Here is a 20,894-nt window from a genome sequence, read left to right on the forward strand (position 1 = left end):
TTACTCCACCGCCGCCGCGAGCTGCGCAATGATGCTGCCGAGATCCTTGCCTTCCGCGCGCGCCGAGAACGTCAGCGCCATGCGGTGCTTCAGGATCGGATCGGCCAGTGCGACAACGTCATCGACCGACGGCGCAAGACGTCCATCAATCAGTGCCTTCGCGCGCACAGCGAGCATGAACGCCTGGCTGGCGCGCGGGCCGGGGCCCCAGGCCACATAGCGATCGGTTTGTTCGTTGGCGCCAGTACCCGGACGCGCCGAGCGCACCAGCTTCAAGATCGCATCTACGACCTTATCGGGCACCGGGATCTGCCGCACGAGCCGCTGGATGCTCATCAGCTCCGGCCCGGAAAGCACGGACTCAAGCTGACGGTCGTCAGTGCCGGTGGTGGCGAACAGCATGCGCCGCTCGGCCAGCAGATCGGGATAGGTCACGTCGATCTGCAGCAGGAAGCGGTCGAGCTGCGCTTCCGGCAGCGGATAGGTGCCTTCGTGCTCCAGCGGGTTTTGCGTCGCCAGCACATGGAACGGCGAGGGGATGTCATGGCGCACACCGGCGACGGTGACGTGATGCTCCTGCATAGCCTGCAGCAGCGCCGACTGGGTACGTGGCGAAGCGCGGTTGATTTCGTCTGCCATCAGCAGCTGTGTGAAGATCGGGCCCTTCACCAGCCGGAACGAGCGCGCCTTGCCGGGAATGTCTTCCAGCACTTCCGAGCCGATGATGTCCGAGGGCATCAGGTCGGGCGTGAACTGCACGCGCTTGGCGTCCAGCCCGAGCACGCGGCCCAGCGTTTCTACCAGCAGCGTCTTGGCAAGACCGGGGACACCGATCAGCAGGCCATGACCACCGGACAGGATCGTGACCAGCGTCCGTTCAATGACGACATCCTGACCGAAAATCACGGATGCGGCCGCCTTGTGCGCGCGCTGAACGCGCTCCGAGGCCGCCTCTAGGCGTGGAACGATGTCGGCCTGCGTGTCGGTGACGGTGCTCATGGCGATTGGCTCGCTTGTCGGTCTAGAGTTGTGCTGTTCGGCGTATGGCGTTGTTCGTGCCGTATCGCTGCTGACGCTAAGCTTTGGCTTCGGTGGGATCTTAACAGGATTTACCAGCTACGACGATTGAGGCGGCCATGCCGTGGGTCAAGTGAATGTTACGTTAGATTGGGGGTAAGTAGAATGGCACAAAGCCCCTCGATCGGGCTGTCACAGGCTCCCGAGCGCCATCGCGCGGGCATATATCTATCGGGCCGAGGCATAAGCGGAGCCGGGCATCGAGACAACCGGAAGGCATATGCACTTGGGTGATATTGGCAAACTTCAAGAAGTTTTGAAGGCACTGCCGCCGGGGCAACGTTGCGCGCCGGTCGAAAACTGGAACCCGCCCTTTTGCGGCGACATCGGCCTCAAAATCCTCCGCGATGGCACATGGCTCTATCAAGGCAGCCCAATCCGGCGGCCGGAGCTGGTGAACCTGTTCGCCAGCGTGCTGCGCAAGGACAGTGACGGGCGCACCTATCTCGTCACTCCGGCCGAGAAGATCGCCATTGAGGTTGAGGACGCGCCGTTCCTCGCCGTCGATATGCAAGTCGAGGGCGGGGGCGAAGCTCAGCGGCTGTCGTTCCGGACCAACCTTGACGATCAGGTCGTGTGCGGCCCGTCACATCCTTTGCGCTTCATTGAGGAAAAAGGCAGCGGTGGTTTAAAACCGTATCTGCTGGTGCGCGGCCGTCTGGAGGCGCTGGTGACGCGCTCGCTGGTGCATGATCTGGCCGCCCTTGCCGTTGAGGCGCCAGCGGGTGCCGTAGATGCCGGCGAAGCAGACGCTGGCGAGCCAAACTTCGGTGTGTGGAGCGAAGGGGCGTTCTTTCCCTTCACTCCCTTAACTTGACGCGTGAGCTCTCCGTTATCCTTGACGCAAGGGTCGGCGGCCTTAGCGGAGCACGCTCACTTGCGGCCCTCAGTGCACCTTGTATTCGGCATCGACGAGACGCACCTCTGCCGGTGACAGCAGCTTGCTGTGCGACACCGTCACCTTGAAAAGCTTGCCTTCCAGCTTCGCGCTCCAGAAGTCCAGAAATCCTTTCAGCTTCGGAAAGCGCGGGTGCAAATCGTAATCCTGCCAGATGTAGCTTTGCAGCAAAGCCGGATGATCGGGCAGTCGGTAAAGGATTTCGGCAGTGGTCAGGCTATAGCCTTTCAGCAGTCGGGATATTTCAGGCTCGTACATGATGTCCCCCAAAGTTCGCTCAGAGGTTCCTGGACTCAGCCTTCAAAATGATAGTCGTGCAGAATTCGCTGACAACGAATTTGTTTCATATTTGGAGCATGTTAGCAGCCTGTGCTGGCGGCTGCTGACAAACGCCGAAAATCCATGCGGCGCGCGCAGGCAGATGCTGTTGCAAGAGGCAGGGTGATGTTCGAATTTCTGCTGACCAGTTTCACGACCTTCTTCGCAACCGTCGGCCCGGTTGAAACCGCTGTGCTGTTCGCCACGCTAACGCCCAAGATGGCGCGCGAGGAACGCGCGGCGATTGCGTTGCGCGCAACTGCTATCGCAAGCGTGCTGCTGCTGGTGTTCACGCTGCTTGGCCGCACGTTGCTGGATGAGCTGGGTGTCAGCATTGCAGCCTTGCAGACTGCGGGCGGTGTGATCCTGCTCATCATTGCGCTCGACATGATTTTCGCCAAGCCGACAAGCGCATTCAAGCTTAGTCAGCCTGAAGATGAAGAGGCGCACACCAAGGATGACATCGCAGTTTTTCCGCTGGCGATGCCGTTGCTAGCGGGGCCGGGCGCGATGAGTGCCGGCATTCTGCTTGCTGCAAATACCGAGAATGATCCGCTGGCGCTCGCCGCAACAGTTGGTGGTCTTGCATTGGTGATGGCCATCACGCTGGTGCTGCTGCTCGCATCGCATCAGGTCAATCACATGATCGGCATCACGGCGCAGCGTGTGCTGATGCGTGTGTTCGGAATTCTGCTCGCCGCCATTGCGGTGCAGGCGGTGTTCAATGGGTTGGCCGCCAGCAATGTGCTGCGCGTTCCAGCTTGAAGGCGCGCGTTGGAGGCCCGAAGCGTTAAAATCCGTTTACGTCATAAAAGTTCAAAAATGGCACGCCGGTTAGGTCGCCATTAACTATGCCAGCCCATACTCAGGGACAGTCGCGTTCGTTGAAAGGCGTGTCCCCATGTGGCGTAACCAGTCAGTATGGCGTTCTGTATCCGTATTCATGCGTACTGGTCGGAGTAAGGCCAAATCAGGAGCGTCGTGCGCCCGCGTGGCGCTCCTGCTTTCCTGCTCCGCATTGGTGCTCGGTGGATGCAGCAGCGCGCCTGCACCGCAGGCAAACAGCGGTCTCGTCAGCGCCTTTGTTGCGCAGCCGCCCCCGCGCCCACTGTGGCCGTCGGTCGAGCTTGAGGACGATGGGCTGGAAGCGCAGCGCCCGCCGCGTCAGCGCATGTTCACCCGCGAGGATGACCCCACCCAGCCGTTCAGCCCAAACTATGGCGAAGTGCCGTTGCAGCCCGCCGCTGAGGATTACGGCGACATCCATGACGACTACGGCGCCAGCGGACCGGCCTAATTTCCGGCATTACTTTGCATTTCGACCGCGCACGTTTACATCCCATATGACTGTTGGATCATAGGCTCGTAAGGGCGACGGGCGATCCCTGTGGTGGATCCGATGTCGGTGATCGTGCAACTGTCAGGAGAGATGCGGTGCATGTATCTGGAGGCCTTGCCGTCGCGTTGCTGACCGCAGCTGTGGTGCTGCATGGCGGCGCCGTTCTGGCGGCTCCCAAGCAGCCCTATGCCAGCGATGCCCATCGGCCGGGGGCAGGCGGCTATGGCGTTATGAAATCGCGCACGCCGACGATACGCAGCCCCGGCATCCAAACACCCGGCATCAAACGGCCCGATACCTCCGGCGGCGCGCGACGCGAACCTTACGACTACCGCTATTATAGCGATCGGGATCGCTCGCCATCGTCATGTCGGCGTTATGCTCAGCGCGCCATCGCAACCAAGAACAGCAACTGGTGGACGCGCTATCGCGCCTGTCTGCAGTAGGGCCGCCGCAAAAGCGCGCGACATGGGCGCCAGTATGCGCGCCGATCGTGGTGGTCGAGCCGCGCGCTTTTGCGGTCACACATCCCGGCACCATCTCGCGCGCGGCCTTGCAACCCGATGACGCGTCGCCACCTATAGTAAATCCATTATGAATTGAAGCGGGCCCGAGGTGTGGCCTGCGGGAGGCGTATGATGAAGCGTGCGATGTATGCAGGCGGGGCGATAGCCGGTTTGTGCGGGACGATATTCATGCTCACGCCCGCGCTCGCATTGCCGGTCTCGGCGCTGCAGCAACCCGCAGTCAGCGATAATATTTTGCCGGTGCAGGCCGGGCCGGGCGGTCCGCGTGGTGGCGGTGGCGCCATGGGGCGCGGGCCTGGCGGCGGAGGGCGCGGCATGGCCGGTCCTCGCGGCGGCGGCCGTGGTTTTGCCGGTCCACGACCCGGTGGTGGTGGTCCTCGCTTTTCCGGTCCCCGTGGTCCGCGCCACGGTGGCGGTCCGGGCGTCCGGCCCGGCAGACCCGGACATGCTGGCCCCGGTCGCCCCGGCAGGCCTCCCCATTTCCGGCCGCGCCCGCCCTATGGCGGCGGCTTCTACGCGCCCTATGGCTATTATTCCTACTACGGGGGCGGGTTCGGATTTGATGAGTGCCGCTGGTTCCGTCAGCGGGCCCTGACGACGCGCAGCGCCTACTGGTGGGATCGCTATTACGCCTGCGTTGAAGATTATTAAGCCCAGCTCCGCGACAATGGCAGTGCCGGTCGTTCCGCCGGCTCTTCCAATCTGTCCGCTGGCGGGTGCCGGCACAGCACCGCGAGAGTGACGTGGGCGACAAGAACGCGACAACGCGTATCGTGCGCTGGGGTGAGATCCCCCACCGCGAGCAACTACACGAAGAATTGGATGCCATCTTTTTCGAGGCGAGCGGCACCAAGTCATTCGCCGATGACGAGGCGCGCGTCCAGTTCCGCGACCGCTGGTTCGGGCGCTATCTGCGCGAATATCCGCAGTGGGCCTATCTGGCCATCACCGGCGACGGTGAAATCGCTGGCTATCTTGTCGGCGCGATAGATGAGCCGACATCGTTTGACGATTTCCGCGCGGCGGCCGAGCGCTTTCCCGCCCATCTGCATGTCAATTTGGCGCCGCAGTTTCGCAGCCGTGGTGTCGGCGCGCTGCTGATTGAAGCGTTTGCGGCGGCTGCCGCGCAGGCCGGTGCGCCCGGCATGCATGTCGTGACATCATCCGATGCCCGCAATGTACGCTTTTATCGGCGTACCGGCTTCAGCCCGCAGGCAACGACGCTTCGAAACGGCCATGAACTGGTGTTTCTCGGCCGACCGCTGTAGCGGCCGCCCGCACCGCGCACCTGCTCCGTTATAAAGAAAAAAGCCCGCAGTTTGCTCCGCGGGCTTCGCTTTGATCGGTGCAAGTTTTGCCGTGTGTATCTGTCGACCGCGTTACTGACGTTCGCACGGAAACGAGATCACACCCGCATACGGAACCTCGACGCTGCAGTTGCGGCCCGAGCGGCGCAGCTTCACCGGACCGTCACCGCTTTCCAGCTGCTCCATCAAACGCGCCAGCACACGGCCACGACGCGGCGGCTCATCGGCCTCATCATCGTATTCGTCGATCTCATCTGAACGCGCCATGCGGTCCTGATCGCGCTCACGGTCACGCTTCGCTGATTTGGTGTTGTCGCGCTGATCGTCGCCGGGGCGCGCGTCATCTGCACGGCTTGCGGTGCGCGGGGCATCGCCGTCTTGCGATCCGCCAGCCTGATCGCGCTGGGTGCCAGCTTGCTTTGAAGCGCGATCCGGCTGCTTTGCTGCTGTTGCGCCCGGAGCATTCAATATCGTAACCCCGTCCTTGCCGCTGTTGTGCTGACCGACATTCGGCGGCGACAGGTTGGCTGACTTTGCGTCGGCGGACTTGCCTGCCTTAGCGCCAGCGGCCGCACGCTGCTGCTTGCCCGCAACATCGGGTTTTGAACCGTCCGCCTGATCGATTGCGCGATCGCTAGCGCCGTTCGTCGGAGCGCCAACAGGAGCCGCCGCCGCTTTCGTCTCAACGCCGGGCGATGCCGCTGCAGGCGCAGCCGCCGTCGTCTCGCCGTTGTCCACCGTGCCGCACTTCTGCATGTCTGCCGGCGCACGCTTCCAGGTGTGGCTTTCGCTCAGCCATTTGAGGCCCGCATAGCCCTTCACCCGCATGCGATCTTCACGCAGCAGGGTCAGCTCGACATCGAACTTCTTGCCGCGCTCCGGATCAAAGATCCAGCCGCGATCCCACTTGTTCTTGCCCACCGGCTGCACGTTGCCGATGATCTGCTTGCCGCACTGATCGGAGAATTGCGGGTCCTTCAGCCATGCGACATGACCGCAAAGCTTGCCGCCGCACTCCGTTATTTCGATAGCGCCTCGGCCGGTGTGATCGACCCACAGGCCGAGCGCCGGATTGGTATCGGCACGCGCCGGTGCCGACATGGCCGTCGCGGCAACCAAAGCCGCGCCAACCCATGCAACCGAAGCTGCCATTGAATGCTTGCGCATAGTAATCTCCTGAAGCCTTCCTGCGTTTGCAGCGGGCAGAACGCCTCTATCCCTTATTGGTCCCAAGTATGGGAACTAAAAGGCGTATGCAAGTCGACGCACCAGCATGCATTGCGTCGCTCGTTATAACCATTGCGTGCATAGCGCTGTGCCGGATGGAACGGCGCGTCGCCAAATTGCGCGTGGAATCAGGGCTCGCGCGTTTTTGAACGCGACGAAAGGCAGCGCAGCGCGCCGTGCGTGCACCGCTGCTGTCTTACGAAGATGTAATCAGATCGTAGCGATCACATTCCGTTGCAATTGATCTGCCCACGGCGCGGTTGCGCCGTGCCAAACGATCATCAGCGGCTGGATGGCCATGCGGATGTGTCAGTCGACCACGTGCCATCCGCAATCATCTTCGCCTGTTCTTCGCATGATGGCGGCGTGCGCGGCATGCGCGTCCACACCTCGGAGGTGCCGAACATCGGCAGCAGCACATAGCCCGTCACCTTCACCTTGGTGGGGCCCAGCACTTCCGCATAGCCGGAAAAGTTCATGCCGTGATCCGGCACATAGACATTGCCATCCGCCCACGTGCCATCGGGCTGCCGCTTGAAGCCGGTGACGACGGTCAGACCGCACACAAAGCGATTGCGCAGTTTCTCATTCGGGTTGCGAAAGTCACGCAGGGGCCCGAGATCCGGCCCGCGCGGTTTCTGCAGCCACGCCACGCGCCCGCACAGCTCGCGTCCGCAGGCGCCGAATTGCAGGATGACTTCACCGTGCGAGTCGATCCAGTACCCCTTCAGGCGTTCCGCCCCCTGGGACCACGCCGGAGCGGCGGCAAATACAGTGGCGAGAACCGAAACCAAAAGTGCAATTGCCCGCATGGGCCGATTTCCCTTCGCAAATCAATCCGCGACCTTGCCACCTTTATGCATGATCCGCGCATAGGGACAATCTATCCGGGCGCTGGGGCTGCAATGCGGCCAGCGGCTGTGGCCGATTGAGCGCCCGCAACCGCCAGACCCGCATAGCCGCGACATAAATCAGCGCCCTTCGCCAAATGTGCGATCGATCCGCAGCGCTTCAGGATCGAGCGTGTACTGCGTGCTGGCGAAATAGAAGAACAGGGTGGCCACAATGACAGCCACGCTCAGAAATGCCTGCCAGAAATAGGGCCGCGCGCGCAGTGTCCCCGCCGTCGACGACATCTCCCGCATGATGACATAGCCGCCCATGCCACGGCGGAACCAGCCCTGCAGCTGCCCGTCCTGGCCGATGTGTTTGGGCACGCGCTTCCAGCCCGCGAACAGATTGCCGATGAAGCCCAGCATGGAGCGGAAATCGGCGGTCACCAGGCCGGTGCGATCCTGGTAGATAACGTCTTCGCCGGCGATGAAGCCCGGATTGGCGCGGCCAATCGCCTTGCCGGTCAGTTGCGCGGGGCGGCCGATGACGGGCGATACCGTCGGATCGGTCATCAGGTTCGCGACCGTTGTGGCAGGCGCGGTGCCGCTTGGATAGCGCAAGCGCAATGTCGCGAGCACGCCGATGGCGATGGCGGCCGGGATCAGTACCCACGCCTGCAATGCGGCGGCAAGAATGCCGAGCGCCAGCGGGAACAGCAGAATGGCCAGCTCATACCAGAACCGGCTCCACAGCGCGCCCTTGTTCAGGCCCACACGCTGCGCAGCCGCCTTCAGATCATAGTCGGGGAACGACTGCGCTTTGGCGCGCGCAATGTCGCCCAGATGCGCAATGCGCAGGCCGGTCAGCGGATGGGTTGAGTTCAGCTCGATCAGCCGCGCCCAGGGGTTATGCGCATCGAACAGCATCGCTTCGGAAGCGCGCTCGGGCTCATCGAGATCGTTCTCCGCTTCAAGGCCGGAATAGCGCGCGTTTTTCACGTCGACGACGCCCATGTGCCGCGTGCTTTGCAGCAGTGACTGCGTTGCATCTGTATCTTCGGCCTTGACGATGCCGTAGGCGATCTTCACCAGCGCTGAAGCCAGATGGCGGCCTTCAACGCGCTCCGCCGAAAATGCATCGGCCAGATATTCGCGTGTGCGGCTGAGATAATACAGCAGGTAGATGCCGACATAGTAGGCGATCAGTGCGCCGATGCCGACCAGCGCCTGACCGCCCTTGTTCTTGCTGTTGCCGGAGCTGCCCTGACGGCTGGAGCGCATCGCGGCCGCATAGATCTGATACATGATCTGCACCAGAGTTCCGGCGGCGGTCATCACGATGAAATCGCGGTGCACGATGTGTCCAAGCTCGTGCGCAACCACGGCACGCTGCTCATCGGCGTTCAGAAATTCGAAGATGCCGTCGGTCACCACGATGCGCGCGTTGGAGCGCAGGATGCCATAGGTGAACGCGGTTGGATTGCGGTCGGGGATCAGGCCAATACGCGGCGCCTTGAACCGATACTCGTTCGCCACGCCATGGATCAACTGATGAATGTGTGGATAGCGGCTGGCGACTTCGGCGTCATCGATGAACTGCAGTTTGTTGAACCAGCGCAGCGTCAGGTCGCTGATCCATGGGCTGACGAGCCAGATGATGGTGTTGAGCACGATGGTGATTGTAATCGCGAGGCCAAGATTGACCTGATCGGTCAAAACCAGCAGCGCCAGAATGAGGCCGCAGACCATGCTGAACAGCAGCCCCACTGTGACAAGCGAGGCAAAGAACAATCGACCCATCAAGATCCCCAAAAAGATGCAGCGGCCAGCACCGGGTCAACGCAGGTCCGGTGATGCCGTCTGCAAACATTCAGACAAAAGCGGGATAATCTATGGCTGTTCGCGGCCGCCGCAAAGCAGATCCGCCACGTGCTGGCCGATTGCCAGTGATGAGGTCAGGCCCGGGCTCTCGATGCCGTAGAGGGCGACAAGCCGGTCGATGCCGTGATCGCGTGGGCCATGAATGGTGAAGTCGGCCGCCGGTTCGCCCTCGCGGTAGATCTTGGGCCGGATGCCAACGGTATCGGGGGCCAGTGCGCCTTCGGGCAGTCCCGGCCAGTAGCGCCGGATTTCCTGTTCGAAGCGGGCCAGACGCTCCCCGTGCGGATCATCAAACGCATAGTCGACGCGGTCGATCCATTCGCAATCAGGGCCGAAGCGGGCACGGCCTGCAACATCCAGCGTCAGGTGTACGCCGAGCCAGGCACCGGTCGGCATCGGATATACTAGGTGCTGGAACGGCGCCTTGCGCGTCAGCGCGTAATAGTGTCCGCGTGCCGGGAATGTCTGCGGCACGCTATAGCCATCGCGCCATGCCATGGTGGCACTGAGGTCCGAACCGCCCAGCCCGGCCGCCAGCACTACGTTGCGCGCCGTCAGCGTGCCCGTTTCGCTGCCATTGCTGACGGTTTGCAGTGTGAAAATGCCATGGCGGGCATCGACACTATTCACCGCCGTGTTGAGTACGATGGCGCCGCCCTGCGTTTCTATATGCCCTTGCAGCGCGAGCATCAGCCCATGGCTGTCGATGACGCCGGTGGATGGCGAAAGATAAGCGGCGATGCACGCAACTTCAGGCTCAAGCGCGCGTGCTTCGTCGGCAGAAAGTTGTCGGAGGTCGGATACGCCGTTGGCCTGCGCATAGGCGGCGAGCGCTTCCAGCCTTTCCAGTTCGGCCGCTTGAGTTGCCACCAGCAGCTTGCCGTAGCGGCGGTGGGTGACGCCGTTCTCGTCGCAGAAGCGGTAAAGCATTTCCTTGCCCGCAACGCACAGCTGCGCGCGCATGCTTCCCGGCGGATAATAGATGCCGGCATGGATTACTTCAGAGTTGCGGGAGCTGGTTTCGCTGCCCACCATCGGATGGCGTTCAAGCAGCACAACGTCATGGCCCGCCTTGGCCAGCGCGTGCGTTGTGGCGAGGCCGATAACGCCACCACCGACTACAACGGTCTCAACCTCAGGCGTCACGTTCCATCCTTACGTCAGCAATGTGTTCCAAGGCAGTTTTCCACAGGAGAATTGCTGCGTGTACACCGCTCGAAATATTTCGAATCCTAATTACGTTTCCGCCGTCGGGCATGGTCGTTACCGTGTCCGGCATGGCGTTTTGGAGGTTCCCCATGGCATTTGTCACTGGCGATGTCGTCGCCGTCGACGGCGAAGAGCTGCCGTTCAAGGTTGTGTTCAAGCAGGGTGATACGATTCTCATCGAGTGGTTGGTGGAGTCGCAGGAAGAAGGCGAGATGCAGATCGTCGAAACCTTGAGAAGCATCATCGACGAGGACGATGATGAGGAAGAAGAGGAAGACGACGACGAGGAAGAAGACGCCGAAGAAGGTGACGACGACGATAGTGACGAAGATTGAGGGCGCAACAGATCCTCGATTGACGGTTAAAGGCTGGCGGGCGGCGCTGGAAGGTGCGCCCGCCGCCGATCCTTTTCGGCACCGCAGGTCCTCCCTGTTCCAGGGTGGGGGCGGCCCCGGCTCGACGGGCCAATGGATGGTCCGGCCGGCGTGGCTTACTTCTCTGCCTCTCCCCGCCGTGCCGTCCCTGCCTCTCGGCCGCTTCCGTTCCTGCCGTCCGTTCCGGTTCTCCGGCCGTTCCGTCCCTGCCGTTACGTTCCCTCCGGCCGCACCCGGCCTGTTGACCGTAGGTTTTTGTGATTTTGCCTCCCCGGGATCCCCCCAGCCCTTAATTTTGCAGAACGGATGTGTTGACGGTTGTTAACTTACGTCTTGCTTCTGGAACATAAATAGAACAAACTGAGATATGAGCATCGCATTTCTCCATACGGCCGACTGGCAGCTCGGTAAGCGCTTCGGCTCTTTTCCAGGCGACAAACCAGCCATCCTGCGCAATCAGCGGCTGGAGGCGGTGGACCGTCTGGCCCGTGCCGCCGTCGATGGCGGGTGCTCGGCGGTGCTGGTGGCAGGCGATATTTTTGATGCAGAAACAGTGCCTCAGGCGCTGACTTCGCAACTTTTGGCGCGGTTGAAATCCTATCCATCGCTCGTTTGGCACCTGTTGCCGGGCAATCATGATCCGGCGCGCACGGGCGGCGTCTGGACTGGCATACTCGCCAGCGGATTGCCCCAGAACGTGCGTGTTCACATGCAGCCGGTCGCTGCCGAACTCGTGCCGGGCGCCGTCGTGCTGCCCGCGCCGCTCGCCTCCAAACGTGTAGCCAGTGATCCCACCGCGTGGATGGATGATGCTCCGTCAGCGGACGGTGTGTTGCGCATCGGGTTGGCGCACGGATCGGTGCAGGGTTTCGGCAGTGCTGGCGAAGCCAGCGTGCCGATCAATCCTGCACGTGTTCGGTCAGCCGGCCTTGCGTATCTTGCGTTGGGCGACTGGCATGGAACGATGCGGATATCGGACCACGTCTGGTATTCCGGTACACCAGAGCCGGATGGTTTTCGCGACAACAATCCGGGCAACGCACTGATCGTGCGCGTTGATGGTGCGGGGCCGCCAAAAGTGGAACAGGTGGCGACAGGTAATTTCAAGTGGTCGCGGCGCGTGCTGGATGTCGGTTCGGCGGACGCGCTGGATGTCGTCGAGCAGGAGGTCGCGGCGCTGGGCAGCAACGCTATGCGCTCGCTGGTGTCATTACAGCTTTCCGGTGGCGTCACTCTCGCTGAGTTTGTTGCGATTGAAGCGCGTCTGAGCGCTCTGGAGCCAGCGCTGTTCCATCTCAACGTCAATCGGGAGACATTGAACATTGTCGCCGCTGAAACAGATCTTGGCAGCATCGCGACACCTGTGCTCGCCGATATTGCACAGCGCTTGAAGCTTGCAAGTGAGGCCGGCGGCGACACTGCGAGCGTCGCTCAACGGGCGTTGCATCGTCTTTTTTCGCTTGCGCGCGAAGTTGAAAATTCCGAGGGGCGGGCGCAGGCATGAAGATCAAGGCAATTCGTCTGAAAGAGGTTGGACGATTCAGTGCTCCGGTCGCGCTTGAGGGACTGAGCGGTGGGCTAGACGTTCTTTCGGGACCGAACGAATTCGGCAAATCCACCATTATGCGCGCGCTGCAATTGGTTCTGTTCGAACAGCACCGGGGGCGCAGCCGCAAGCTGGAAGCATTCCGGCCTTACTCTGGCGGTGCTCCGCTTATCGAACTGGATTTTGAAGCGCGCGGCAAAGCCTGGCGGTTGCGAAAGCAATTTCTTTCATCGCCGCTGGCGGAGCTTCGCGATCTTCAGTCAAACAATGTTGCACGCGGCGCTGACGCTGAATTGCGCCTCGCCGAGCTGATCGAAGCGCCCGGCAATTTTGCGTTGCTATATGCCGAGCAAGGTTTGCCACTGGCTCAGATTGATGCTCGGAAAGTCGGTGGCGCGGCGTTTTTATCTGCAATCGAAGCTGAGATTGAAAACGTTGCCGATGGCAGTGTCGTACGCACCGTTGCTGATAGAGTACGCACGGAGCTGGCAACCTTGATGACTGCGCACGCAGTGCCACGGCCAACCGGAGAGTTGAAGCGCGCGCTTGATGAGCGTGAGTCTCTTGACAAAGAGGCCCGAGAAGCGGGAGTGCGCCTTGCTGAGGCACAGGCTCGTCTTGACCGACTGGAGGGGTTGCGTGCCGAGCTGGACAGTTTGACGGCTCCGGGCGCAGGCGAACTTCGCGAGGCGCGTAGGAACGAGGCGCGCGATGCGTTGGCTGCTGCGGTTGAGGCCCGCAACCGGATGCGCGCTGCGGAGCAGGCAAGGAAAACTCAAGAGGAAAATGGCCGGGCGCGCGCAGCCGTTCTGAAGGGTTACGAAGGCCGACTTTCCGCGCTCGCCAAGTGTGAAGAGCAGCGCACTGAGTTCGAAGCTGCCATCGTGGCGGCGGAGCAGGAGGTGCTGACGCACGCGAACCGAAAGCGTGAATGTCAGGTGGCGCTGGACGAACTGAAGCAGGCTGTTGCAGCGGGTGAGGCGGCGCGCAAGTTGCGCGAAATGCGGGAGCGTCGCGCGCAGCTAGATAGGCAGCTCGGGATTGGGCGTGAAGCTGAAGCGGCGATCGCCGCTGGTGGCAGTATTCTGGCGAGCAACCGTGCCAAGCCCGAGGTGGTTAAAAGGGCTCAGAAGCTTGCGGCTGAAATTGCCGGGCTTGAGGCACGGCTGCAGGCGGCTGCCCCGTCGGTGACGATCGCACTGGACGCCGGTGCAGCCGGCAAACTGACCAGCGATGGTCGGGCATTACAGCACGGCGAACAACTAACGCCAACGCACCCTATCGTTATCGACATTGCCGGTATTGGCTCGATTTCCATCGCGCCAGGGCGTGCGCAGAATATGCAGCTCGGTGAAGCTGAGCTTGCGGATAGAAAGCAAGCCCTTGCGGTAGCGTTGGATGAAATCGGCGCGACGTCTCTGGACGATGCAGTGGCGCAGGCTGAAGTGCGCCAGGACGCGTCGCGGAGCGTGTCGGAGGCGACGGCTAGGTTGGATGCGATCGCACCGCGTGGCATCGCGATGCTTGAGCAGAAGTGTTCGGATCTTGATGCCGACATTGCACGTCTTGCATCGAGCCTGCCGGAGGAAGAGGAAGTCGATATTTCCGATGCCCGTATTATGGACTTGCAGGACCGTTTTGCCGCCGCCGAAACTGCATTGACTCAAGCTGTTGAAGCTGATCGTGCCGCGAGCCATCGGCTAAATACGCTACAGGCTCGTCTCGTAGCGGTAAACGACACGCTCACAGAGATATTGAGAGAACTTGGATCGGCCGATGACCGAGCTGCGCGGCTGCTTGAAATGCAGGCCGCTGTGGCGACGGCTGAAACAGCTTTGAATGCTGCTGTGCGCGAGGTTTCCGCCTGGCGTGAGCAGGCGCCGGACGAGACGTGCTTTGAATCGATGCAACAGGCAGCTGAGCAGACGCAGAATGCCTGTGAACAGGCTGCCAGGCGCATCGGAATGCTGCGCGAACAAACCGCTTTGGTTGAAGGTATGCTGCGTCGGGATCACGACGATGACATCGCCGCCCGCCTTGCTGAATTGAACGACCGATTGAAGGTTGCGGACAATCGGTGCTGCGAGTTGCAAAAAACTGCGGCCGCGTTGCAGCTTCTCAGTCGAGAGTTTGATGAGGCTGCAAAGCGCACGCGAGACCAATTCACGCAGCCGGTGTTGCAGCGAATGATGCCCTATCTTGAGGGTATACTTCCCGGCGCAGCTCTCAAGCTCAACGAAGATCTGGTCCCTTCGACGCTGCTACGCGGAGGCGGCAGCGAAGATCTGGATCGGCTGAGCGATGGTACGCAGGAGCAGTTGCAGTTGCTGGTGCGGCTTGCTTTCGGGCGGTTGCTAGCGGACCGCGGAACACCGGCGCCTCTACTGTTGGATGATCCGTTGATCTACGCCAGCGATGGGCGGCTGCAGGCTGTGTTCAATGCATTGCGTACCGCTTCGGAGCATCATCAGGTGTTGGTGACCACCTGTCGTGAACGGGCTTTCCAAGAACTTGGGGGGCAACGCGTTGCATTGCAGCCGTGGCACGTGATGTCGGAAGCGGCCTGAGGTTCGATCCCGTGAGGCCCGAAAAGTAGGTGCGCTTGGCACTGCGTAGAGATGAGGAAATAAACGCCAAAAAGCTTTGCGCGCGGCGATGGCGCCCCGAGATTAGCTCTCGCTTGGAATCGTAGTTGGAACGGCGTTTTAAGGAGAGCAGGTGCTGCGCAAAGGACGGAATGCGCGCCATAGAACACAGAGAGCTGCGGTCGGTGCCGTTGCCTGCGCCTCGGTGTTGGGCGAAGTGCGCCAGCGATCCCCGCGGTACCGCAGGCGCACCCGTCGTTAAGCCTGAAAGTTTGTGCCATCACGGGTGGCAGTCGTCTTACCCCGAGGGGCGCGTGGGGGCTGGCCTAGCCGCACGTGATATACGCCCGCAGAAAGCATCGCTTTGACCTGCGGGCGCATATGTTTGTTGTGACTTACAACAGCGGTGCGTGGGCTGCACCCAGTGGCGCACCAGCGAGCGACGACGGCGCATCGTGCTTGGCGGGCTGCGGGTCGCCGGTCGGGTCGGCGGATCGGCGGGATTTGCCTTCAAAAAATGCGCCCTGCTCAATTGCCAGTGCGTGATGGAAGATGTCGCCTTCAACGTGGCTGGAAGCCTGCAGCATTACGCGGCGTCCGCGCACCGAGCCCATCACATGGCCGCGCACAACAACTTCCTCGGCAACGACGCTGCCGGTGATACGTGCCTTCTCTCCGATGACGACATAGGTGCCTTGGATATCGCCCTGAACTTCGCCGTCAATCTGGACTTCGCCCTTGGTGACGAGGTTGCCGCTGATGGTGAGATCGGTTCCGATCACCGACGGAGCCGTGCGCTCAGCGGGCCGATTGAGCCCCATCGGGCGGCTGGCAGCGGCGCTTGGCACCGGTGCGGGCGATGGCACAGGGGGGAGAGGCGTTGCCGCCGTGAAACCTGGGTTGACCTTGGGTGGTTCGGAATCGGATCTCTTGAAATTTGGCAACATACGCGCACCACCTCTGCTTTGACGCAACGATCACGACTTGAAATCAGCCTCACGGTAAATTGGTGAGGCCTATCTATGGGATAATCGGGTTACGCCGCCGCTAGGCCCCGTATGATCCCCCCGGTAAACATATAAGCACAGATCCCGAATCGAATCATCGGCCACGGTGTGGCAGCGCGCACAAAATGTGTGCATCGTAACCAACTACGTGGCTAACCATTCAGCGCTTGCACGGCGGCCAGCACCTCTTCGGCATGGTTGGGCACTCGCACCTTGCGCCAGATCCGCGCCACCTTACCGGCCTTATCGATCAGGAATGTGGCACGCTCAACGCCCATGTATTTGCGACCGTACATAGCCTTTTCGACCCACACACCAAAGGCCTCCGCAACGCTTTGGTTTTCGTCAGATAGCAGATGCACGCCAAGGTCGTGCCTGAGGATGAATTTGCGGTGTTTGGCTGGGCTGTCGGGCGAGATCCCGAGCACTGCGGCACCGGCACGCTGGAATTCTGCGGCGAGACAGGTGAAATCCTTGGCTTCAGCGGTGCAACCGGACGTATCATCCTTGGGATAGAAATAAACCACGACCGGTCGGCCGCGAAACTGGGTCAATGCAACTGTTTTTTCTTCGCTGTCGGGCAGGGCAAAATCCGGTGCGCTGGAGCCTTCGATGAGGGTCATCGGGATGCCTTTCTTTTGTCGCTTTTGCCCGTGCACGGTGATTTCAGTACATTGAAATCATTGATTGGTGGGCCCGAGGCTTAGCCGCCTGTCTTGGACAGCACAAGGGTATGGCCGATCGATCGAAACCAGTGACAGAACGAACCGTATGATGGAACACGGTCGGCATTTGGGGATGCCGATCTGAGATTGATGTGTCGCAAGTGTCGCATCAGTTTTCTTTCCAAGTGCCGAATGCTGTTTGCGTCGGGATCCAAATCCCGAAACCGTCGAGGGGCGAGGTTTGCAAACGACCGGAAGACCACACCATCAATCTGGCGAGCCGGCACGAACCGAAGAACGCAAGTCGGGCCTGAAGCGCGGAGTCGTGACTGCGGCTGTGGCCTGCGACCATGTCTTGCATGGCGTCGGACGCGTGGTTTTCATTCTGGCGCCAGTGTTGATTCTGGTGCTGCTGGTTGTCGGCCTCGGCTATGTGCGCCTGAGCCATGGCCCCATTTCGCTGAAATTTCTTGTTGAGCCGATTGAGCAAGGCATCAATGCGGAGCTTGCAGGCAACAGGGTGCGCATTGACGATGCCGTTGTTAGCCTCTCCGGAACCGGAGGGCTTGAGTTTCGGCTGCGCAATATTCGCGTGCACGAAGCCGATGGTGATGTTGTCGCTTCAGCGCCCTCGGCTGCGGTTGAACTGAGCACGCAGGCTTTGTGGTCTATGCGTGTTGTGCCGGCGCGCATCGAACTGATCGAGCCACGGCTATTTCTTTTCTATTCGGAAGACGGCGGCCTAGCGCTGAGTTTTTCGAAAGTCGAAGTTGAAGATGGAGACGGCAGCGAAGCTGGCGATGGCGCAGCGGCGCGGACTGACGCCAGCGCGCGCCGTGATGGCCAGCTTGCCGCCGTGCCAACTCAGCCGACGCAGCGCTTGCAGGCGCCCGCAGCGGCGACGGCTGCGGAGACAAGCGGCCCTCTGAAACGTATCGATCTGGCGCGTGTCATCACCGATATGTCGTCGCGCGCGCGCCAGCGTCTCGATGCAACATCGTTCCTGCGCGAGTTTGGTCTGCGCAACGCCACCGTGCTGGTTGAATCGGGCGGCCAGACGACGGAATGGCGCGTGCCAAGTCTGACCGTCGGGTTGGTGCACGCGCGCACCCGCAGTGTGATTTCCGGCTCGGCGAGTATCGCAGCCGTTGGCGGCCTGCCGTGGCAGGTCAAGTTCGAGACCGATGAACGGGAACACAACAGAACACTGGCAATCAAGGCGTCGATCAGCGATCTCACACCGCGCACGATCGCCAATGCATTGCCTCAGCTAAGTTTGCTGCACGCGTTGGATCTGCCAGTTGACGGCGAGGCCCGGCTTGAACTTACGAGCGATGGCGATCTGCGCACTGCTGCGCTGCAGGTTACGCTGGGTGCAGGCAGCCTGAGATTGCCGGCGTTGCCGGAGGCGCCGTTGGATATCGACGGAGGTTTAATCCGGCTCAGCTATGATGGCGTTGCCGAAAAGATTTCACTGTTGCCATCAACGCTGCGTTGGCGCGGAAGCCGCGTTACCGTCGAAGGCGGTGCGAAGATGGTCGACGAGAACGCCCAGCATCCGGTATGGGATTTTGATGTCGGTGCCCGCGATGGTGTTCTGGCTGCCGATGAATTCAAGGTTGCGCCAGTCGCGTTGGAGCGCTGGACAGCGCGCGGCCGCGTCATTCCTCACAGCGGCGAGGTTGATATAAGCGACTTCAGCCTGCGGGCCGGCGGCGCTGAGATAACGCTCAAAGGCAATCTGGTTGCTGGCGATGAGCCGGCCAGTACGCGTCTGGAAGGTGGCTTCGGCGAGATGCCATTGGGTACGCTGAAGGCACTGTGGCCGAAGGCGGTGGCGCCCGGAGCGCGCGAGTGGGTCGGCGAACAGGTAGACCGCGGCACTATTCTGGGCGGCAGTTTTCGCTTCCTCAGTGGCACGCATATGCTGCCCGATCAGGACGTCGGACCGGAGCAGCACCAACTTTCGTTCTCGATGGATGTCGCTGATCTTGAGATGCGGGTGCTGGATGCCTTGCCTCCGGTCGCGGTTCCGCGCGCGACATTGCGCATAGAAAACGATGCACTTGAAGCCAACGTTCCAGAGGGCTCAATAGTGCTGGGCGAGGGCCGGGGTGTGCCGCTGCAAGCAGGGCGCTTCACCGCGGTCGGCATCATGAACGAAGTGCCGACGGGCGAGATCGCGTTTGCGTCGCAGTCGGCACTTGCCGACATCATCACGCTATTGGAGCGCTCGCCCGTCACGTTCCTGGATGACACCGGTTTGCCCCGTGATGGCATCGAGGGAAAGGTGGACGCAAAGTTCAAGATTGGTCTGCCGTTGCTGGCCGATCTTCCAGCTTCAGCGGTGAAGGTTGAGGGCAAGGCGCGGATCAGCGACGGCCGCATCAAGCAATTCCTCGGCGCCTATCAAGTGCAGAGCGCAAGCTTTGACATCGACATCACCGAGAAAGCGGCCGGCGCCAGCGGTCAGATGCTGGTGAATGGTGTGCTGGCCAAACTGGCGTGGCAGCGCATTTTCGATGCGGAGCTTGATAAGCAGCCGCCGTTACGCGTAAAGGCGGTTCTCGACAATGCGGATCGTGTTCACCTCGGCCTCGATATCAACGACATGGTGCAGGGCGATGTGCCGATCGAGTTGACGGTGAAGCTGCTGGAAAACGCCGACCCGGTTGTGCAGCTTCACGCTGATCTCTCGGGTGCGGAACTTACGATCGACGGCGTTGCGTGGCGCAAGCCTGCGGGCCGCCCGGCGCGTCTGCAATCGGACATCGCGAAGGGCACGAAATACAAAACCGAGCTGCAGAACTTCAAAGTGGCCGGTGACGATATCGCCATCGAGGGCTGGGCGGCGATCGACGCTGACAACCGGTTGCGCGAGTTCTACTTCCCTGACTTCTCGCTCAATGTCGTCACGCGCATGGAAGTGCGCGGCACGCGTGGCAGCGATGACGTCTGGAAGATAAAGGCGAAGGGCCCAACGCTGGATGGCCGCGACTTTTTCCGGGCGCTGTTCTCGCTTGATCAGCTGGCGGAGCAGCAGGCGGCAAAGAAGCAGAAGTCGCAGGAAGGCATCGATATCGAGGCCGAGATCAACAACATCATTGGCTTCCGCGAGGTTGGTTATCGCAGCGTGAAAGTGACGGCTTCGAAGCGCGGTGAGAAGCTGGCCGCGCTGGATGTGCGTGGCACGTTGGATGGCGGCAAGCCGCTGGCGGTTACGCTGCGCAACGAAAGCGGACAACGCAAGCTGCTGGCCGATTCCACCGACGCGGGACAGGCGTTCAAGCTGATCGACTTTTATCCCAACATCCAGGGTGGACGTGTGCGGCTCGAGGTCAACCTGGATGGTAGCGGCGCGGCTGAGAAAACCGGCACGCTGTGGGTGGAGAATTTCCGCATTCTGGGCGATCCGGTGGTCGCGGAGGTGTTCAGCAGTTCCGCCGATGATGGTCGCCCGGCAATTGAAGGCACGGGAAGACGCCAGGGCAAGCGCGTGACACGCGAGGTGTTCGACTTCTCGCTGATGCGCGTGCTGTTTTCAGTCGGCTACGGACAGTTTGTGATGAACGATGCGCAGTTGCGCGGGCCTCTGCTCGGCGCAACGATGCGCGGCAAGGTCGACTTCACCATGCGCCGGATGAACCTGGGCGGCACGTATGTTCCGCTGCAGGGCCTCAACAGCGCGCTGTGCGAAATTCCGCTGGTCGGCCAGATCATCACCGGGCCGAAGTGCGAAGGTATTTCCGGCATGACGTTCGCCATCCAAGGGTCGATGGATCGGCCGGAGGTGATCGTCAATCCGCTTTCGATGCTGGCGCCGGGCATCTTCCGCGACATATTCCAGATGACGCCGTTCAATCCGAAGGTGCAGCGTCGCGACGATATGGGCGGCAATGTCGGAGGTGGGGCGAAAGCCTCTAGTACCGTTGGCGGCGGTCTCGACACCGGTGATGTGACTGCAGCGCCGGGAACTGTTGTTGGCCGGGAAACGGTCGACGGCTGGTCGTCGCAAACCGTGGCGCCACCGGTACGCCGACGCTGAGTGCTGATGCGCACGCCGTTGAAAGTACAAAGCAGTCTGAATAAAAAAGGGCGCGC

The 20,894-nt window shown here is 61.3% G+C and carries 18 protein-coding genes; 10 read left to right on the forward strand and 8 right to left on the reverse strand.

Features of this window, described 5'->3' with window-relative positions; translation table 11 throughout:
• Window positions 1-999 (reverse strand): MoxR family ATPase, encoded by a 999-nt coding sequence (locus QEZ49_RS10455; protein WP_280386674.1) that lies wholly within the window; start codon window positions 997-999, stop codon window positions 1-3.
• 298 nt (window positions 1,000-1,297) lie between these two features.
• Between QEZ49_RS10455 and QEZ49_RS10460 the strand changes: the two genes are divergently transcribed.
• Window positions 1,298-1,894, forward strand: coding sequence for a DUF1285 domain-containing protein (locus tag QEZ49_RS10460; protein ID WP_280386675.1), 597 nt, complete (start codon window positions 1,298-1,300; stop codon window positions 1,892-1,894).
• A 69-nt stretch (window positions 1,895-1,963) separates the two neighbouring features.
• Here the strand turns inward: QEZ49_RS10460 and QEZ49_RS10465 are convergent, their stop codons facing one another.
• On the reverse strand, window positions 1,964-2,233 hold the full coding sequence (locus QEZ49_RS10465) for an usg protein (RefSeq protein WP_068464975.1): 270 nt from the start codon (window positions 2,231-2,233) through the stop codon (window positions 1,964-1,966).
• Window positions 2,234-2,419: 186 nt separating this feature from the next.
• Between QEZ49_RS10465 and QEZ49_RS10470 the strand changes: the two genes are divergently transcribed.
• From QEZ49_RS10470 to QEZ49_RS10490, 5 genes are all read left to right on the forward strand, one after another.
• Window positions 2,420-3,058 (forward strand): MarC family protein, encoded by a 639-nt coding sequence (locus tag QEZ49_RS10470; RefSeq protein WP_280386678.1) that lies wholly within the window; start codon window positions 2,420-2,422, stop codon window positions 3,056-3,058.
• A 226-nt stretch (window positions 3,059-3,284) separates the two neighbouring features.
• Window positions 3,285-3,590, forward strand: a complete 306-nt coding sequence (locus QEZ49_RS10475) for a hypothetical protein (RefSeq protein ID WP_173954453.1) — start codon at window positions 3,285-3,287, stop codon at window positions 3,588-3,590.
• A gap of 137 nt (window positions 3,591-3,727) precedes the next feature.
• On the forward strand, window positions 3,728-4,078 hold the full coding sequence (locus tag QEZ49_RS10480) for a hypothetical protein (protein ID WP_280386680.1): 351 nt from the start codon (window positions 3,728-3,730) through the stop codon (window positions 4,076-4,078).
• Window positions 4,079-4,270: 192 nt separating this feature from the next.
• The gene (locus QEZ49_RS10485) at window positions 4,271-4,810 is read left to right on the forward strand and encodes a hypothetical protein (protein WP_280386681.1); all 540 of its coding nucleotides are present in this window, start codon (window positions 4,271-4,273) and stop codon (window positions 4,808-4,810) included.
• Window positions 4,811-4,902: 92 nt separating this feature from the next.
• The gene (locus QEZ49_RS10490) at window positions 4,903-5,427 is read left to right on the forward strand and encodes a GNAT family N-acetyltransferase (RefSeq protein WP_280386683.1); all 525 of its coding nucleotides are present in this window, start codon (window positions 4,903-4,905) and stop codon (window positions 5,425-5,427) included.
• Window positions 5,428-5,538: 111 nt separating this feature from the next.
• Here QEZ49_RS10490 and QEZ49_RS10495 read toward each other — a convergent pair whose 3' ends face one another.
• The 4 genes from QEZ49_RS10495 to QEZ49_RS10510 form a co-directional block, all read right to left on the reverse strand.
• Window positions 5,539-6,633: a DUF2147 domain-containing protein gene (locus QEZ49_RS10495; protein WP_280386685.1), complete on the reverse strand. Its 1,095-nt coding sequence runs from the start codon at window positions 6,631-6,633 to the stop codon at window positions 5,539-5,541.
• A 341-nt stretch (window positions 6,634-6,974) separates the two neighbouring features.
• A complete protein-coding gene (locus QEZ49_RS10500; protein WP_280386687.1) occupies window positions 6,975-7,505 on the reverse strand; it encodes a DUF2147 domain-containing protein in 531 nt (176 codons plus the stop codon).
• A gap of 159 nt (window positions 7,506-7,664) precedes the next feature.
• Entirely contained in the window at window positions 7,665-9,326 is a 1,662-nt protein-coding gene (locus QEZ49_RS10505) for a zinc metalloprotease HtpX (protein ID WP_280386689.1), read from the reverse strand.
• A 90-nt stretch (window positions 9,327-9,416) separates the two neighbouring features.
• On the reverse strand, window positions 9,417-10,553 hold the full coding sequence (locus tag QEZ49_RS10510; protein ID WP_280386690.1) for an NAD(P)/FAD-dependent oxidoreductase: 1,137 nt from the start codon (window positions 10,551-10,553) through the stop codon (window positions 9,417-9,419).
• A gap of 152 nt (window positions 10,554-10,705) precedes the next feature.
• Between QEZ49_RS10510 and QEZ49_RS10515 the strand changes: the two genes are divergently transcribed.
• The 3 genes from QEZ49_RS10515 (at window position 10,706) to QEZ49_RS10525 (ending at window position 15,103) form a co-directional block, all read left to right on the forward strand.
• Window positions 10,706-10,951: a hypothetical protein gene (locus tag QEZ49_RS10515; RefSeq protein ID WP_280386692.1), complete on the forward strand. Its 246-nt coding sequence runs from the start codon at window positions 10,706-10,708 to the stop codon at window positions 10,949-10,951.
• Window positions 10,952-11,357: 406 nt separating this feature from the next.
• Window positions 11,358-12,494 carry a DNA repair exonuclease gene (locus tag QEZ49_RS10520; protein ID WP_280386694.1) on the forward strand — a complete coding sequence of 379 codons (1,137 nt, stop codon included), beginning with the start codon at window positions 11,358-11,360 and terminating at the stop codon, window positions 12,492-12,494.
• Window positions 12,491-15,103: an AAA family ATPase gene (locus tag QEZ49_RS10525; RefSeq protein ID WP_280386696.1), complete on the forward strand. Its 2,613-nt coding sequence runs from the start codon at window positions 12,491-12,493 to the stop codon at window positions 15,101-15,103. The genes QEZ49_RS10520 and QEZ49_RS10525 overlap by 4 nt, the downstream gene beginning before the upstream one ends.
• 413 nt (window positions 15,104-15,516) lie before the next feature.
• Here the strand turns inward: QEZ49_RS10525 and QEZ49_RS10530 are convergent, their stop codons facing one another.
• Window positions 15,517-15,942, reverse strand: coding sequence for a polymer-forming cytoskeletal protein (locus QEZ49_RS10530; RefSeq protein ID WP_280386698.1), 426 nt, complete (start codon window positions 15,940-15,942; stop codon window positions 15,517-15,519).
• A 338-nt stretch (window positions 15,943-16,280) separates the two neighbouring features.
• Complete coding sequence (gene bcp, locus QEZ49_RS10535) at window positions 16,281-16,751, reverse strand: thioredoxin-dependent thiol peroxidase (RefSeq protein WP_280386700.1); 471 nt, start codon at window positions 16,749-16,751, stop codon at window positions 16,281-16,283.
• Between the two features lie 367 nt (window positions 16,752-17,118).
• Here bcp and QEZ49_RS10540 point away from each other — a divergent pair, with 367 nt between their 5' ends.
• Entirely contained in the window at window positions 17,119-20,838 is a 3,720-nt protein-coding gene (locus QEZ49_RS10540; protein ID WP_280386703.1) for an AsmA-like C-terminal region-containing protein, read from the forward strand.
• Window positions 20,839-20,894 lie beyond the last annotated feature (56 nt).

This window comes from Hyphomicrobium sp. D-2, assembly GCF_029872155.1.
Taxonomy (GTDB): domain Bacteria; phylum Pseudomonadota; class Alphaproteobacteria; order Rhizobiales; family Hyphomicrobiaceae; genus Hyphomicrobium_A.

Coding starts and splice junctions, on each gene's coding strand:
- QEZ49_RS10455 (WP_280386674.1), bottom strand. CDS start 999: ATGAGCACCGTCACCGACACGCAGGCCGACATCGTTCCACGCCTAGAG.
- QEZ49_RS10460 (WP_280386675.1), top strand. CDS start 1,298: ATGCACTTGGGTGATATTGGCAAACTTCAAGAAGTTTTGAAGGCACTG.
- QEZ49_RS10465 (WP_068464975.1), bottom strand. CDS start 2,233: ATGTACGAGCCTGAAATATCCCGACTGCTGAAAGGCTATAGCCTGACC.
- QEZ49_RS10470 (WP_280386678.1), top strand. CDS start 2,420: ATGTTCGAATTTCTGCTGACCAGTTTCACGACCTTCTTCGCAACCGTC.
- QEZ49_RS10485 (WP_280386681.1), top strand. CDS start 4,271: ATGAAGCGTGCGATGTATGCAGGCGGGGCGATAGCCGGTTTGTGCGGG.
- QEZ49_RS10495 (WP_280386685.1), bottom strand. CDS start 6,633: ATGCGCAAGCATTCAATGGCAGCTTCGGTTGCATGGGTTGGCGCGGCT.
- QEZ49_RS10500 (WP_280386687.1), bottom strand. CDS start 7,505: ATGCGGGCAATTGCACTTTTGGTTTCGGTTCTCGCCACTGTATTTGCC.
- QEZ49_RS10505 (WP_280386689.1), bottom strand. CDS start 9,326: ATGGGTCGATTGTTCTTTGCCTCGCTTGTCACAGTGGGGCTGCTGTTC.
- QEZ49_RS10515 (WP_280386692.1), top strand. CDS start 10,706: ATGGCATTTGTCACTGGCGATGTCGTCGCCGTCGACGGCGAAGAGCTG.
- QEZ49_RS10520 (WP_280386694.1), top strand. CDS start 11,358: ATGAGCATCGCATTTCTCCATACGGCCGACTGGCAGCTCGGTAAGCGC.
- QEZ49_RS10525 (WP_280386696.1), top strand. CDS start 12,491: ATGAAGATCAAGGCAATTCGTCTGAAAGAGGTTGGACGATTCAGTGCT.
- QEZ49_RS10530 (WP_280386698.1), bottom strand. CDS start 15,942: ATGGGGCTCAATCGGCCCGCTGAGCGCACGGCTCCGTCGGTGATCGGA.
- bcp (WP_280386700.1), bottom strand. CDS start 16,751: ATGACCCTCATCGAAGGCTCCAGCGCACCGGATTTTGCCCTGCCCGAC.